This window comes from Bacillus salacetis (genome assembly GCF_003581585.1).
GTDB lineage: Bacteria > Bacillota > Bacilli > Bacillales > Bacillaceae_B > Rossellomorea > Rossellomorea salacetis.
This window is the reverse complement of the sequence record NZ_QXIR01000020.1, coordinates 69,662-83,885: the sequence shown is the minus strand read 5'-3', so window position 1 is coordinate 83,885 and position 14,224 is coordinate 69,662. Positions and strand designations below refer to the sequence as shown.

General features: G+C 34.7%; 10 protein-coding genes. 2 read left to right on the top strand and 8 right to left on the bottom strand.

The features are described 5' to 3' along the window. Positions 1 to 20: 20 nt before the first annotated feature. The 8 genes from D3H55_RS14810 to D3H55_RS14775 form a co-directional block, all read right to left on the bottom strand. On the bottom strand, positions 21 to 2,744 hold the full coding sequence (locus tag D3H55_RS14810) for a glycosyltransferase (RefSeq protein WP_119547988.1): 2,724 nt from the start codon (positions 2,742 to 2,744) through the stop codon (positions 21 to 23). Between the two features lies 1 nt (position 2,745). Beyond that, positions 2,746 to 3,735, bottom strand: a complete 990-nt coding sequence (locus tag D3H55_RS14805) for a class I SAM-dependent methyltransferase (RefSeq protein WP_119547986.1) — start codon at positions 3,733 to 3,735, stop codon at positions 2,746 to 2,748. Between the two features lie 19 nt (positions 3,736 to 3,754). Then, positions 3,755 to 5,017 carry an accessory Sec system protein Asp2 gene (locus D3H55_RS14800; RefSeq protein WP_119547983.1) on the bottom strand — a complete coding sequence of 421 codons (1,263 nt, stop codon included), beginning with the start codon at positions 5,015 to 5,017 and terminating at the stop codon, positions 3,755 to 3,757. Between the two features lie 19 nt (positions 5,018 to 5,036). Continuing rightward, the gene (locus D3H55_RS14795) at positions 5,037 to 5,948 is read right to left on the bottom strand and encodes an ABC transporter ATP-binding protein (RefSeq protein WP_119547981.1); all 912 of its coding nucleotides are present in this window, start codon (positions 5,946 to 5,948) and stop codon (positions 5,037 to 5,039) included. Positions 5,949 to 5,966: 18 nt separating this feature from the next. Further along, a complete protein-coding gene (locus D3H55_RS14790) occupies positions 5,967 to 6,770 on the bottom strand; it encodes an ABC transporter permease (protein ID WP_119547970.1) in 804 nt (267 codons plus the stop codon). Positions 6,771 to 6,800: 30 nt separating this feature from the next. Continuing rightward, complete coding sequence (locus tag D3H55_RS14785; protein WP_119548012.1) at positions 6,801 to 8,069, bottom strand: glycosyltransferase; 1,269 nt, start codon at positions 8,067 to 8,069, stop codon at positions 6,801 to 6,803. A 19-nt stretch (positions 8,070 to 8,088) separates the two neighbouring features. Further along, positions 8,089 to 9,312, bottom strand: a complete 1,224-nt coding sequence (locus D3H55_RS14780; RefSeq protein ID WP_119547967.1) for a glycosyltransferase family 4 protein — start codon at positions 9,310 to 9,312, stop codon at positions 8,089 to 8,091. A gap of 166 nt (positions 9,313 to 9,478) precedes the next feature. Continuing rightward, positions 9,479 to 10,756 (bottom strand): nucleotide sugar dehydrogenase, encoded by a 1,278-nt coding sequence (locus D3H55_RS14775; RefSeq protein WP_119547965.1) that lies wholly within the window; start codon positions 10,754 to 10,756, stop codon positions 9,479 to 9,481. A gap of 584 nt (positions 10,757 to 11,340) precedes the next feature. Between D3H55_RS14775 and D3H55_RS14770 the strand changes: the two genes are divergently transcribed. Together D3H55_RS14770 and D3H55_RS14765 are read left to right on the top strand one after the other, a co-directional pair. Beyond that, entirely contained in the window at positions 11,341 to 13,362 is a 2,022-nt protein-coding gene (locus D3H55_RS14770) for an acyltransferase family protein (protein WP_119547963.1), read from the top strand. Between the two features lie 121 nt (positions 13,363 to 13,483). Beyond that, on the top strand, positions 13,484 to 14,203 hold the full coding sequence (locus D3H55_RS14765; RefSeq protein WP_119547961.1) for an accessory Sec system protein Asp2: 720 nt from the start codon (positions 13,484 to 13,486) through the stop codon (positions 14,201 to 14,203). Positions 14,204 to 14,224 lie beyond the last annotated feature (21 nt).

Genomic DNA, 14,224 nt, shown 5'->3' with positions numbered 1-14,224 from the left:
GTTTCAATGACTTCTAAACATTATTTTTTAGGTGGGAATTTTTTCTTCATCAAGCTTTGAAGATCTTTATACCTTTTTCTTTCAACCAGTTTTCTGAATGTCTCAATATCCTGATCCTTTTTCACTATATAAGGTGTATAGATCTCCAAAATCTCATACAGCCTTTCTAATCCAGGTTCTAAATCTTCTTCAAGGAGGTTAGGAACTCTTTTTAAGTACCAATTCACAAAGTAATAATTGAACCTATTTTCCATATAATGACTAAGTAAGTCTTGGGCTTCTAAAAATCTTATCCTCTCTACTTCTAAATTAAAGTACTTATCGAAGAATTTCTTTGTAACAGTATTTGTTACTGAATTCATTACTGCAGCATAATAAAGGTGAATATCTAGATTTATAACCTTTACTTTATTTGAATAAAGTAAAAGCTCCTGAAAGAAAAGAGTATCCTGGCCAGCAGCTTCTTCAACCATTTTCAGATTATTGGAGCGCACCACCGATTTTCGTACAATTAACGCTTGTATACTTTGCGCCTTAAGTTCAGTATCAATCAGTACTTTCCTCGTATCTTTTATTTCCTCAGTTCCATTTACCCTTATTACTGGTGAATAGTAATTTAATCTCATTGATTGGTCATTTAACCTTAATATATTTCCTACCACCATATCAAGTTCAGGGTCAATTGTTGTTTCCCTTAATAAGTATGCATATCCATCATTTACTGCTTCGTTATCAGGATCGAGATAGGTAATGTACTCTGCAGAAGCGAGCTCTACACCTTTATTTCGTGGACGTGAGGCGCTTCCGCTGCCTCCGTCTTCGAATTTATATACTTTAACATTTGAAAAGTCTCTCTCTATCCTGTTTACCACTCTAATAGTATGGTCGCATGTTGACCCGTCATCAACAATGATAATTTCCATCTCAGAAAAAATACTGCTTCTCTGCAAACTCTTAAAACATTTATTTTCCAAGTATTTACCATTGTTGTATACTGGAATGATTAGAGAAAGTTTAAAATCTTTCCTCTGAATTACTTTCGTTGTTGACTCTTGTGCTGGTATTGAAACCTCAAACGAATCAATTGCGAATCCGTTTGGTAAACGTTCATTTTCCTCTAATTCAAGTAAGGTTCCAGAAGTGAAACTTTCAAACCAAAAAGCACTTCTGCCTTTATCCTTCAAAAGAGATATATAATCATACTCGATTCCTTCTACCATCTTTCCATGCTCAAAATAAGAGTCCTTAGAAATATAATCGGAATCCGTATACTTAAATCCGTTCACCAAGTCTTGAAGATAATATTCCTCGTAAAAATACTTATCATCAAAGAAGGATACCATGCTATAGGATGACTTCAAGCCATCGTTCAGCTCGCTTTCTTCAATTAATTTCTTATTAGGGTAGGATTGGATGTCAAACATTTCTTGAATCTCTGCAGTGATTTTTTTTACGACCACCAATATGCTTCTCTTATCCTCTTTAGAGTTTATCCCTAAACAATTAAGTATGTAGTTAAGCCTGTGGTAGGTAGTTTCTGAGGTAAAAACATTCCTAATACCCATGACCTGATGTTTATAAATTCCCACATCATCAAACGAGTTTATGATGTATGGAACTTCCTCTTTTGAATGCGTAAGAAATACATTCGGGAATTTGTTATTAATAGCCATGCTATAATTAGAAATAATAATATTTCCTAATGCTTGCAACTCATATACCCTATTGGCAAACATTGTTTCACTAGTTGTAACAGAGTTAAGATTAATTGCCCAATTGTATAATTTATGCACCTTTTGTACATAAGCATGGGATATAGCGGGTGATATATATTCTAGATATTCTTCCGGGAAAAAATAATCAATATTATTTAAATAGTAGTTTCTATCTAAAATCTGAAGGCCCTTGCCTGATTCCAATACACCTTCAAAAATCATCCTGGTATCTTTCTGGCGATGCGGGTACTTGTTATACCAAGAACCTGCAAACAAGACTTCTTCCTTTTTATAATCGTTCCTTATACCTATAGGGTTATGATAATGTGGGTTAACTCCAAAGGGAAGCAAATAAGCCTTGGTGTCTTTACAATCTTTCTCATACTCCTTAACTTTTTCAGATGCTGTTGTAAAGACCACGTCACATCTTTGTGCAATTCCCAAAAACCGCTCATAACTTACAGGGTCTTCTTTTGAGTAAAAAGCTACCTTTACATCTTCTTTAAAATATTCAAGTAAGGTAAATAATTCTCTTCTAACAGGAGATTTAGGGTTTCCTAGTCCCCTCCATTCATTATCCAATCCTCTCCAGGTAGTTGCTACAATAAGAAAGTCAAGCTTCCCCTTATATTGTTTATAATTTTCCCTTGTAAGGTAAAATAAGTTTGCTGTTCCATCAAATGAATTAAATAAAAATTCATCAGCAATAATTCCTATATTAATATTAAGCTTTCCAAAAAAGCGACTGCCGTTGCTTTTAGGGATAGCATCTAAAATAGGTTTAACCTCTTCAAAGAAACTTTCATTAGCAAGTTTTTCTCTTTCCTTCAAGTATTGTTGCAAAAATAGGTTATCCTTTGTGCTGAATCTACTTGTACTAATTCTCGCAGGATTGAGAAATCCCCTCCAGGTTGAGTCTTCCTTGGAAAGAGACTTTACTATATTTTTTTCCATTAAAATCTCATCCATTAATTGCTTTTTTAAACGTTCAAGGTCCTGCAACCTTTTATTTATTGATTTGTTATTCAATTCAGTTCCCCCTAGAGAGACTTTTTCTTAACTTCCAGTACTTAGATGTAATCTTACCTAATTTAGAATTTTTAAGTGAATTATACCTTTTAAGACTAACCTTATACTCTTTCAAGAGTTCTTCTTCTTTTTGGTATGCTTCCACTAATTTTCTCTTCATTATGACTTTTTCTTTCTTTTCATGTTCGATCTCGGCTTTTAACTTTTCAACTTCTTCTTTGTATTGAACATCCACATTAGAATTAACTCTATCCTCTGTTTTTTCTTCCAGCTGAATCTCTTCAATTGTCTTATTTAGTTCAGCAGTTTTCTTTTTCAAATCAATAATCTGCTTAATATAAGTACGTTCATTACTCGCAAGTGTAGATTCGAATTGTAATAATAGCTCACTGTCCAATTTAATAAAACTTTCATTATTGGACTGTCCCTCTTTTTTATAAACAACTCCTACCCATTTACCAAAAAATTTTATATCGGTGATTTTCATGTTGTCCCCAGAAAAATCCAGCAGATCCTTTAAATAATAGGTCTTTTTATGATCAAAGTAATCATTTACGCCAAAGGGAACAGTTACAATCAATTGACCGGTATCATTCAATAATTCGCTGGCCTTATTTATGAATCTCATAGGGTCTGCTATATGTTCCAATATTTCCCCCATAACTACACTGTCATATGTCTTACCCTCGAAATCATAGTCCATAAAATTGGATGTTTCAAAAATAACATGCTTTTTAGTATCAGGCGATTCTTTTTCCAAGGCATCTTTTGCATAACTTATTGCCTCTTCCATTAAGTCCAATCCCAAAACATTTTTTCCTTCTCGACCTAAGAGAATTGGAAGGAGCCCTTGTGAACAACCTATATCTAAAATCTCTTCTCCTTTGGCATTTTCTAACAGCCAATGTATTCTTACTCTGACTTTCTCTCCAAACTCTTTCCCTAATTCATTAAAGTATGCCTCATAAATTCTATCAATTGGTTTTTTCATAAAAGCCTCCAATTATCCCTTAAAGGTTATCAACTGTGATAAGATCTGACTTCTCTGCCAGCCTTTCACCACTTGCTGTTTTTATAAAATAGGAGATCTGATACGTTCCCTTTGTAGGAACTTTGTATGTCAATGTGTTGTCTTTCCCATATGGCAGCTTTTCTATCACCTTGTTATCGCGCTTTATATAGAAAGCAAACTCCAAATTACTCGGGTCACTAACTTTAACCTTAAAATTAATTTCCCCGTTTTCAAAACCTACAGTAGATCCGTCAAATACTAATCCCTTTCCTATTAAGACTTCCTTAATAGGATAACTCAATAATTCCCTGTGCTCATAACTTAACACAAGGTAAACATTATAAATTTCCGGCTTTTTCTTAGCTAATTCATTTAAATCTAACTCATATTCTTTGTCAAAATGTTTTCTCACATCTTTATTAGCAGCAGATTTAAAGACTATACTGGTCTTTACACCAGGAGGTCTTTCCGTTAATTTCAATGTGAACCTCCAGTGATGTTCTTCTATTTCTTCTATAGAGATCTCCTCTAGATTGATCTTGTACATAATATAAAGAAGCTTTTTCACCAAATAGTCAGGGAAAGCCTGTGCAATTTCACCGTGTGATTTAATTTGATTATCTATTTTAGTTTCAACTTTCCATTCATGCTCATTAGTCCTCTCCAAAAAAGGAACCATGTGCATGTTGTATTGCGGATCATTTTCAGAGGTTAAACAAAATATATCAGTATATTGAACATCATTAATCTGTTCAAGTATTAGCTGATTTAACTTCTTTAAGTTATCCCCCCTACTCTCATCTATACCCAATAAATAATCTGCGGTTTCTAAAGAAGCTTTCGTAATATAATTGCCAATATGGATTTGAGGGGCTCCTGCAACTGAATAACCCAAGTTATATTTCAAGCTGAAATACAGGGCAGCACTGCCTCCCTTTGAAGATCCAGCACATATGACGTTTTCAGGTTTTACTCCAAGCTTTCTGATTGTATAAAATATTAACGAAGTTACTGAAGTTTCAACCTCAAAAGACATGTTTTCTCCAATATAATAACACCCTCTAGGTCCATAAGAGTCCAGTATAAATAACTTATGACAATCCATGTTCCTTAGTGTCTTCATATAATTATATTTTTTTTCGCCTTTCTCATTAAATCCTGAAAAGACGATTACTAGGAAATCCTTTTGAGATTCGCCCTCTTCTAATACATAGTTTACTGGCAGAGTTGATTTATACTCCTGTTCATTGAATGAGAACATATTCACCTCTCCGATCTCTTTAGCTTAATATCAACATTACTGCTGAAGCTAGCAGGACAAAAAGCATCCCCGCTGGTTTAACAATATTTCTTAACAGAAGGCCATTTCCCCTCTTCGGTTTATTGCTTATTTTGGTATATTCAACCTGCCGATTAAGCATTTCCTGTTTATACTCTTTTTTTTCTTTAGCATTCAGGTCATTAAACCATGAGATAAAAGCAAGGTATTCTTTAATAACCTCGTTAACATCTCCCATTCTTTTCATATGACCATAATGCATCCAAATTACCCGCTCACAGAAATTCTTTACTTGTGAAGCTGAGTGGCTGATGAAGAAAATAGTCTTACCCTCAGCTTTAAACTCCCGCATTTTAGCCATGCATTTTTCATAGAAAGTGGAGTCCCCAACAGATAGCGCTTCATCAATAACTAATACATCGGGATTTGTGTGGACTGAAATAGCAAAACCTAACCTTGATTTCATACCACTGGAATAATTTTTCACCGGTTGATAGATGAAATCGCCAATATCCGCAAAATCCATGATAGCAGGTTTCAACTTTTCTATTTCCTGTTTATTTAACCCGTGCATTAAACATTTTAATTCAATATTTTCAATTCCTGATAAACTGGCATTCAGTCCTGCAGAGATTGCAATCAATGAAGTTTCCCCATATATCTCAATCCTGCCTTCACTTTGTGGAATTACTTGGGATAAAATGTTCGATAGGGTCGATTTTCCCGATCCATTAAGACCAATGATTCCGATGGTCTCTCCTTGATAAACTTTGAAGGAAACATCCTTTACAGCACAAAACTGTTTTTTAGTCTGTCTCTTTTTTGCAAAGACGAGATCCAATAGCTTATCAGACTGCTTTGAATACATATTGAATTTTTTTGAAACATTTTCGAATATTACTTTCTCTAACATAAGTATGACTCCATTCTCCTATAAATAGTCTACAAAACTATCCCTGAATTTCAAATGCACTCTGGAACCGAAATAGAGTATAACAAAAGTAAGGAGCCAGAAATATATTGCGTATACCGGATCCTGAAAAAACCACTCTTTTGCAAAGATAGTATTCCTAAATCCTTCAATAATATAAAAGAAAGGGTTTAGTTTCAAAATATTTTCGAAGACCTGAGGAAGCCTGCTTGTATCCCATAAAATCGGGGTTAAATATAAAAGCATCCTCATCAAAGATTGAAGCAGCATCTGATAGTCTCTAATTAAAGTCGCAATGGTAGAGCTCAAAAGTGTAAAACAAAAAAGAAAAATATATAAACACACCAAATAGTAAGGCAGTTGGATAATGTACCAGCCTGGGTTTACCCCGTAGACCATAAGGATAATCATCAGAAACAACAGCATAAATACAAATTGAAAACTATTGCTGAAAATCCGGATAGTAGGCAGTACACTGATCGGGAATTTCATTTTAGAAACTAAACTGACTTTAGAGTAAATACTGTTAGATCCCTGGATTATAGAGGGACTAATGAAAAACCATGGAATCAATCCGACCAACAGCCAAATAAAAAACGGGATCTCTCCTACAGGCTGACCGCCCCTGATTCCAAGCCCAAAAACAAACCAATAAATAGTTACTTGGATTGTTGGATTCAATATCTGCCATAAGACTCCAAGATAATGGATTTGGTACATTCCTTTTATCTCGTAAACGGCAAGCCTGAATATCAAGTTAATATAATATACTTGTTCAAGTAAAACAGTCTTCATAGAGTTCATAAAATTGGCATCCTTTACTTAATACTTCAATCAGCTAATTTTCTTATAGATATTAAGGAAGATTTCTTTCTCCTCTTCCCAGTTATACTTATCCTTGGCTTCAATGCTATGTTTACTCATTTCTTCCCTGACATCAGGGTTATCTAAAAGATAATTAACCCCTCTGGCAATATCTTCTGGATCATGGGAATCTACACAAACACCAACTTTTTCTTCTTCAATAACTTTTCGTATTTCCGGAAAGCTGCACGCAACTGAAGGAACCCCGCTCATCATATATTCAAATAACTTGTTTGAGGAAGCTGAGTAATGGTTGAAACATACATTATTTAACACTTGGAAGCCTAGATACGCATTGGGAGTATATCTATGAAGTTCATCCAGAGGCACCTTTGGAATGAACTTTATTTTATCTTCAAGCCCTCGCCTACTCACCATCTCTTGTAATTTTTGCTTTATTTTTCCATCACCGATAAAAACCAAAGTACCTTCCTTAAATTCAGGAAAAGCTTCAATAAGATTTTCAAGTCCTCTTCCAGTCTGGACTCCCCCTTGATAAAGAAGTATCTTTTCATCCTCCTTCAACCCAAGCAGGCGGTGCATATCAATTTTGTTCGCTGTCAAATTTTCTCTCCTGAAAGGATAATTATGAACAACGTTTGGATAGAAGCCATATAACTCTTCATTAAATTTGGCTCTAGTATCGTTTTCTACAATCATGGTATCAATACGTTTAATAAAGAATTTTTCCATCATCCCATAGATTGGGCTGTTGTAACCAGTTCTGCTTGTCTGAACTTCATGTGAATCATAGACGAGCTTTTTCTTCTTGCTTCTCAGCTTAGCACTTATATAAGCTTGAGGCAGGGTATTTAAATCATTAGCATGATAAATATCGTATTTCTTGCTTCTTCCTGCTTTGATCATTCTCAGGATTATCGATAATCTTATTAGAATTACTCGTCCCTTTGAAGAAAGTACCGCAAGACCTACCGCCCCAAAGATAAGCGTTAATATCGGAAGAAAATAAAGTAAAGCTGCCCCTATAAATAAAGGGAATAAAAGTAACAGCTTATTATTCACAAGTTTAGACTTTAAATTTTGTAAACCCTTAAGAAAGGAAGGATATCGCTGGACCCTAATAACATTGAAATTTTCATTATATTCTTCAAACATAGGTAGGTCGGGGTCACTTGGGTCATGGATACAAACTAAATCGACATGAAAATTATCATTTGAAAGTGCTGTACATTCTCTCAATACCCTGGCATCATTAGTAAAATGGTTCCAGACAAACATACATACATTTTTTTTGGGATTAGTATTCAACTTTATTTCCACCTTGTTTCTCTACGATTTTTATAAGTTTTTTAATATTATCTTCCCACAAATAATTATTCTGAACCACTTTTCTACAGTTTTCTTTCATCTTCCCTATTTCAGCTTTATTTTCTCTTAAATATAGAATTTTAGAAAATACATCTTCAGCCGTTCTACTTTTGCTTACCAGTCCAATTTGATTGTCGGTGATTAACTTTTCAGAGGTCCCTGAAACAATACCCACCACGGGTACCTCACACGTCATATAATCAATTAGTTTTCCAGGCAATACAGTTTCAAACACTTCTTTATCCGTGAGTGTCACTATTCCAACCTTATGTTCTGAAATGATTTCAATACAATTTCTTCTTGTAGTAGGATTAATGATATTGACGTTTGTTAACTTTTCATTTTCAACAAAAGTAGTAAAATCTTTCGTTTTATATCCATATCCGATGACAGTAAACGTGATACCTTCTTTGAAAAGTTTAGTTGCCAATTGCTTAATTATCTCAATATCCTGAGCAAGGCCGAGATTACCCGCATATATTACTGAGAATTCTTTAGTGGATTTTTTGGCAATTTCTAATTCTTCTTTTGTTGCTCCATTTGGGATGAAAATTATATCCTCTTTGGTCTTACGACTTAATTCTGTTATATGATTAACAAAGCCTCTACTATTAACAATAATCTTATCGGCAGCATTATAAAGAAATTTTTCAAACATTGTGAGAAGCCTAATTATTCCCTGATGGTTGAACTTGCCTACCCCTTTTAACGAGTCCGGCCATAAATCCCTTACCTCTAGGTACATTTTTGCTTTTAAGATACGCTTAGCAAGTAAACCCACGACCCCCATAAAAATAGGTGGAGATGATACAAGGATAATATCAGCTTTCTTCCTATACTTAAATATAAACAAAAGCATTTTCACAGTTATTTCAAGGTAATAATATAATCTCTTTATCATATTCGTTCCTAATTTATTCTTCTTATCACTAACTCCAACACGATAGATCAATGAATTGTTGTTTAACGGTTCATGGTCCCAAAACTCAGCAGACTTGTAAAGGTTTTTATTAGGATAGGAAGGTTCTGTTGTTAGCACCTCTACTTCATATCCTTCCTCTGCTAGCAGGGTATATATATTTTTCATCCTATTTCCGGCACTTCCGATCACAGGATAAAAATTTTGGGTGATAATTAAAATTCTAACCGTCATTTACTCCGGCTCCTTAATATAGTTTCTCAGCACTTTTGCTATTTTATCACACTTTGAATTTCATGATAAGTTATGTACTCAATTGTAACAATTGCAACCTAAGTAAATAAGACACGTTGAGTCTTATGACTCAACGTGTCTATAATGTGGAAGTTTATACCTTATTTTATTTCATACTCACTAGTTTTTTTGAATTAGAAGGGTAGTTACCAAAGTTAATGTATGTGAATTCTTCTGGAGCATTCTTCACAATGTTCTTCGTATCAAAAATAATTTTATTTTTCATCCCACTTAATTTATCCCATTCCATGTCTTTAAATTCATTATGATCGGATAAAATAACAATCAAATCTGAATCAGCAACCGCTGTTTCCAAGTCTTCTTCAACGAAGTCCTTTTTTACATGAGGATCAAAAGAACGAATTTCAAATTTTTGTTGCTCTGTAAGAATATCTTTGATCTCCATCGCTGGACTTTCTCGAATATCATCGACATTTCCTTTATATGTTAAACCAAAAATTGTGACTACTTTACCTGCTGTCTTATGCATCAAGTCATTAATTTGATCAACCACATAATAAGGCATTGAAACATTAATTCCTCTAGCAAGGTTGATTAGATTAGCAGTTTCAGGAGCTTTTGCTACAATGAAATATGGGTCTACCGCAAGGCAGTGGCCGCCAACCCCTGGTCCAGGAGTATGCAGGTTAACACGAGGATGTTTATTAGCCATTTCGATCACTTCAAGTACATCAACTTCTAATTCATGGCAGACACGTGTTAGTTCGTTTGCAAGAGCGATATTTACATCTCGGAATGTATTTTCCATTAGTTTGGACATTTCGGCTGCTTTTGCATTAGTCTTAAGTATTTCACCTTTAACAAACGTTTCGTATACTCTTGCCCCTGCATCTGAACAGGCGGGTGTAATACCACCGACAATTCTGTTATTAAATACCATTTCATGCATAATTTGCCCTGGGAGTACCCTTTCCGGACAATGGACAAGGAAGATATCTTCACCAATAATGAACCCTGCCGCTTCAATTAAAGGCTTAACATGGTCATCCATCGTACGAGGAGCAATTGTCGATTCAACGATCAAGACATTCCCTTTACTTAATGTAGGAATAATTTTCTTAACTGCATCTAATACATAGGTTAAATCACATGATTTATACTCATCATTATTATTTGGAGTTGGTACCGCCACAATATAAACATCAGCATTTTCAACTTCGAGCGAAGCTCTAAATTTATTATTCGCAACCACTTCCTCCAGCGCTTCTTGTAAGCCTGGCTCTTCTATATGGATTTGACCATTATTTAAAGATTGAATTACTTCTGGTTTTACATCGATACCAACCACTTCAACACCATGCTTAGCAAACATTATAGATGTTGGGAGCCCGATATAACCTAAACCAATTGTACAAATTTTCATTTTTATCCTCCTAAAAAGGCAATTAAAGTAAGTGAATAACATGACTAGATTATCATAATGAATTCATTTATACAATCATAAAACTTACTCATAATATACCCGATAAATTTTTTTCCGCTTGTAATATCTTTTACTAACCTGTAAAAAAAACAAGATGTTTATAACGGTAATTATTACCTATCTATTTAACAACTACCATAATTCCTGAATAAGAAACTAGTTCTGATAAATAATAATCTAGCCCCTTTTGTATAAAAGGAAAAGTTCCAGATTTAATTTCTGTTAAGATTACCACAATCATTACATAATATTAATAGAACAACCGTACAAAAATAGTATATATACCCAAAAAACCCAGTGAAATCTTATAAGTGGATGTTTAAAGGATATTATAGGGATAACTAAATTTAAAATTTTTGTAATATTTGAATAAGGATAAGATTAAGGGCTACCTTAGTATTGAATGTAATGCAACAAAAACCTCTATAAATCACGCTAGTCCTTGATTCCTTAGGTTTACAAAAATATCTATTTTAACTATACTAAACTAAATTATTTTACTCCAAGTGAAAGGGTGTAAATAAGTGGATTTATATAAAAAGTCTAATAGAAAAATAAGATTGGAAATCGAAGGTCTGCGCGCAGTAGCTGCTCTTCTCGTTGCTGTTTATCACATCTGGCTAGGAAAAGTGTCCGGAGGAGTTGATGTATTTTTTGTTGTCTCAGGTTTCCTGATTACTACCTCGCTTTTATCTCAATTTGAGAAAACAGGGAAAATAGATTTACCGGGATTTTTAATCCGTCTATCTAAAAGACTGTTTCCTGCTGCATTTACCGTTCTTTTTACAGTTGTTATCGCCTGTATTTTCTTTTTACCTGAACTCAGATGGAGCCAGACGGTTAAAGAAGCCCTCGCATCTGCATTATATTTTCAGAACTGGATGCTGGCTCAAACATCTGTCGACTATCTTGCTCAAAATAGTGAGGCAAGTCCTTTCCAACATTTTTGGGCGATGTCCATACAAGGTCAATTCTATATCATTTGGCCGCTGCTATTGCTTATTTCAGTATTGCTGGCAAAATACATTTTTAAAAAATCAGTTCGTTTTTCGTTTTTAATTGTTTTATCTGTAGTATTGGTGCTTTCATTGAGTTATTCAATTTATCTTACAAGTGTTAACCAGCCATGGGCATATTTCGATACGTTTACAAGAGTATGGGAATTTAGCATGGGCGGAATATTAGCTCTTATTATTGCCAATATTTCTCTAAAAAAGTCAGTCAGCGCTGTTTTAGGATGGATGGGGTTGATCGGTTTAGTAAGCTGCGGCCTTCTATTGCCGGTTTCATCTGTGTTTCCTGGTTTTGTTGCATTATGGCCAACTTTAAGTGCTGTATTTATTCTTTTGGCAGGAAACCAAGGAGGAAAATATGGTGTCTATTCGTTTTTAAGTCATAAATCCATGGTGACATTCGGCGGATTATCATATGGCTTTTATTTGTGGCATTGGCCTCTACTAATCTTCTATTTTGCTGTTACCGGTAACGAGAAAGCAAATTTATTAGATGGTATCATTATCATCCTATCAGCTATATTACTTTCATATTTAACAACTACTTTCATAGAAAAGCCAATTAGAAATAGTGCTAAGTTGGATACAAAACTAAAGACTGCAAAGGTTTCTTTATCCTTCCTTTTGCCTGTAGTCTTTCTTGCTGGTGGATGGTATTTCACAATAAAGCAGATGCAATCCGTTGAACAAACTTCAGCAATTCCTCTTACTGAAATTTCTGAAGAATATCCAGGAGCAGTTTCTTTAAAGGATGATTTTAATCAATCGGTTGAGGAAGGAAAGGGATTTATACCAAGAGCAATTCAAGCCAGAGATGATGTTCCCAGAGGCTACAAAGACGGTTGTCACCAAAAACCAGGTGACCCAGAGGTTCTAGAATGTAAGTATGGATCTACAGATAATCCTAAATACACCATAGCATTAGTGGGGGGGTCTCATTCTGCACATTGGCTTCCTGCTCTTGAAGGAGTCGCCGCCAAAGAAAATATTATGATATTAAACTATACTAAAAGTGGTTGCCGCTTCTCAGATGGTGATGTTGTTGATGACTGTGCCGACTGGAATGGCGAGTTAATGGAAATTCTTCGTTCAAAAAAACCTGACCTGGTATTCTTACCTGCTGATGTGGGAGCAAACCCAAATGAGGAAGTGCCTAAAGGTTATATTAAGAAGTGGGAAGAGTTGGATGAGGCAAATATTCCGGTTTTCGCTGTAAGAGACAACCCATGGCCAAAATTTGATGTTCCTTCCTGTATAGATGAGTATGGGGAAAACTCCAAAAAATGTCTAATAGACCGAGGGAAAGCTGTACCTAAAGAAAGCGCTTGGAGTAAATTAAAGACTCCTCCCAACAATGTACATTATGCTGATTTAAGCGATTATTTCTGTGAAGAGGAATATTGTAAGCCTATAGTTGGAAATGTACTGGTTTATCAGGACAAAAACCATATTACAGCAACCTACTCCCAAACCTTAGCACCAATATTAAGAGAATATTTAATGCCTGTTTTAGAAGAGGAAACAGGAATTTAATATGTATTCGCGTCAAATCCCCTTTCGCCTTAAATTTGGCCAAAGGGATTTTCTATTAATTGACACAGTTGTTTAGGTCCCTTATACTCTAGGTACCTAAACAACCAAAGGGGTGGCAGCTTTGTTAGGACAAAAAACTTTCAAAGGGGAAAAGATCCTCAAATATATCTTTAATAAATCAGAGACAAGCAATCATTTAGTTGTAGTATTCTCAGGGTTTTCAAAACCCGGCGTTCCTGCTAGATACAATTATATGCGTACATTAGATGACATCGATTGTAATAAGCTTTTTATTCTCGATAGCTATGGTGAACGAGGCGTTTATTATATGGGACTAAATAGAGATCAAAGTATAGATATTTCTGTAAAGATGTTAATTGATGACATTTGCGAGAAAAATCAGATCAGTTCTGAAAATGTTATTACTGCAGGATCCAGCAAAGGTGGATATGCATCAATTTATTTCGCTTTCAAATATGGTTATGGTCATTGCATTGCAGGTTCTCCACAAAGTCAAATCGGGAACTATCTTCTAGAGGAAGTCGATTGTGCAAATGTTGCAACTGATATATCAGGTGGAGCAACTAATCAGGATAAACAATATTTAAACAGTCTGTTATTTAATGTTATTCAGAATACTCCTTATCAACCGAACATTAATATCCACTTAGGCAAAGGAGAAGAGCATTACTCTAAACATGTAGTTCCATTGATTCAATGGCTAGATAAAAAGGGAATAGATTATAACCTGGACTTAGGTGACTATTCAAAACATGCTGAAGTAGCTACTCATTACCCTCCATTTTTGATTGACCATGTTTCCAAAATTGTTAATTCTTAATATAAAATGAAAGGCAGCCAA

Bases quoted from the DNA above. Each gene is read 5' to 3' on its own strand.
- D3H55_RS14800 (WP_119547983.1), bottom strand. From the start codon at position 5,017: ATGTTCTCATTCAATGAACAGGAGTATAAATCAACTCTGCCAGTAAAC.
- D3H55_RS14805 (WP_119547986.1), bottom strand. From the start codon at position 3,735: ATGAAAAAACCAATTGATAGAATTTATGAGGCATACTTTAATGAATTA.
- D3H55_RS14780 (WP_119547967.1), bottom strand. From the start codon at position 9,312: ATGACGGTTAGAATTTTAATTATCACCCAAAATTTTTATCCTGTGATC.
- D3H55_RS14785 (WP_119548012.1), bottom strand. From the start codon at position 8,069: ATGTTTGTCTGGAACCATTTTACTAATGATGCCAGGGTATTGAGAGAA.
- D3H55_RS14775 (WP_119547965.1), bottom strand. From the start codon at position 10,756: ATGAAAATTTGTACAATTGGTTTAGGTTATATCGGGCTCCCAACATCT.
- D3H55_RS14795 (WP_119547981.1), bottom strand. From the start codon at position 5,948: ATGTTAGAGAAAGTAATATTCGAAAATGTTTCAAAAAAATTCAATATG.
- D3H55_RS14790 (WP_119547970.1), bottom strand. From the start codon at position 6,770: ATGAACTCTATGAAGACTGTTTTACTTGAACAAGTATATTATATTAAC.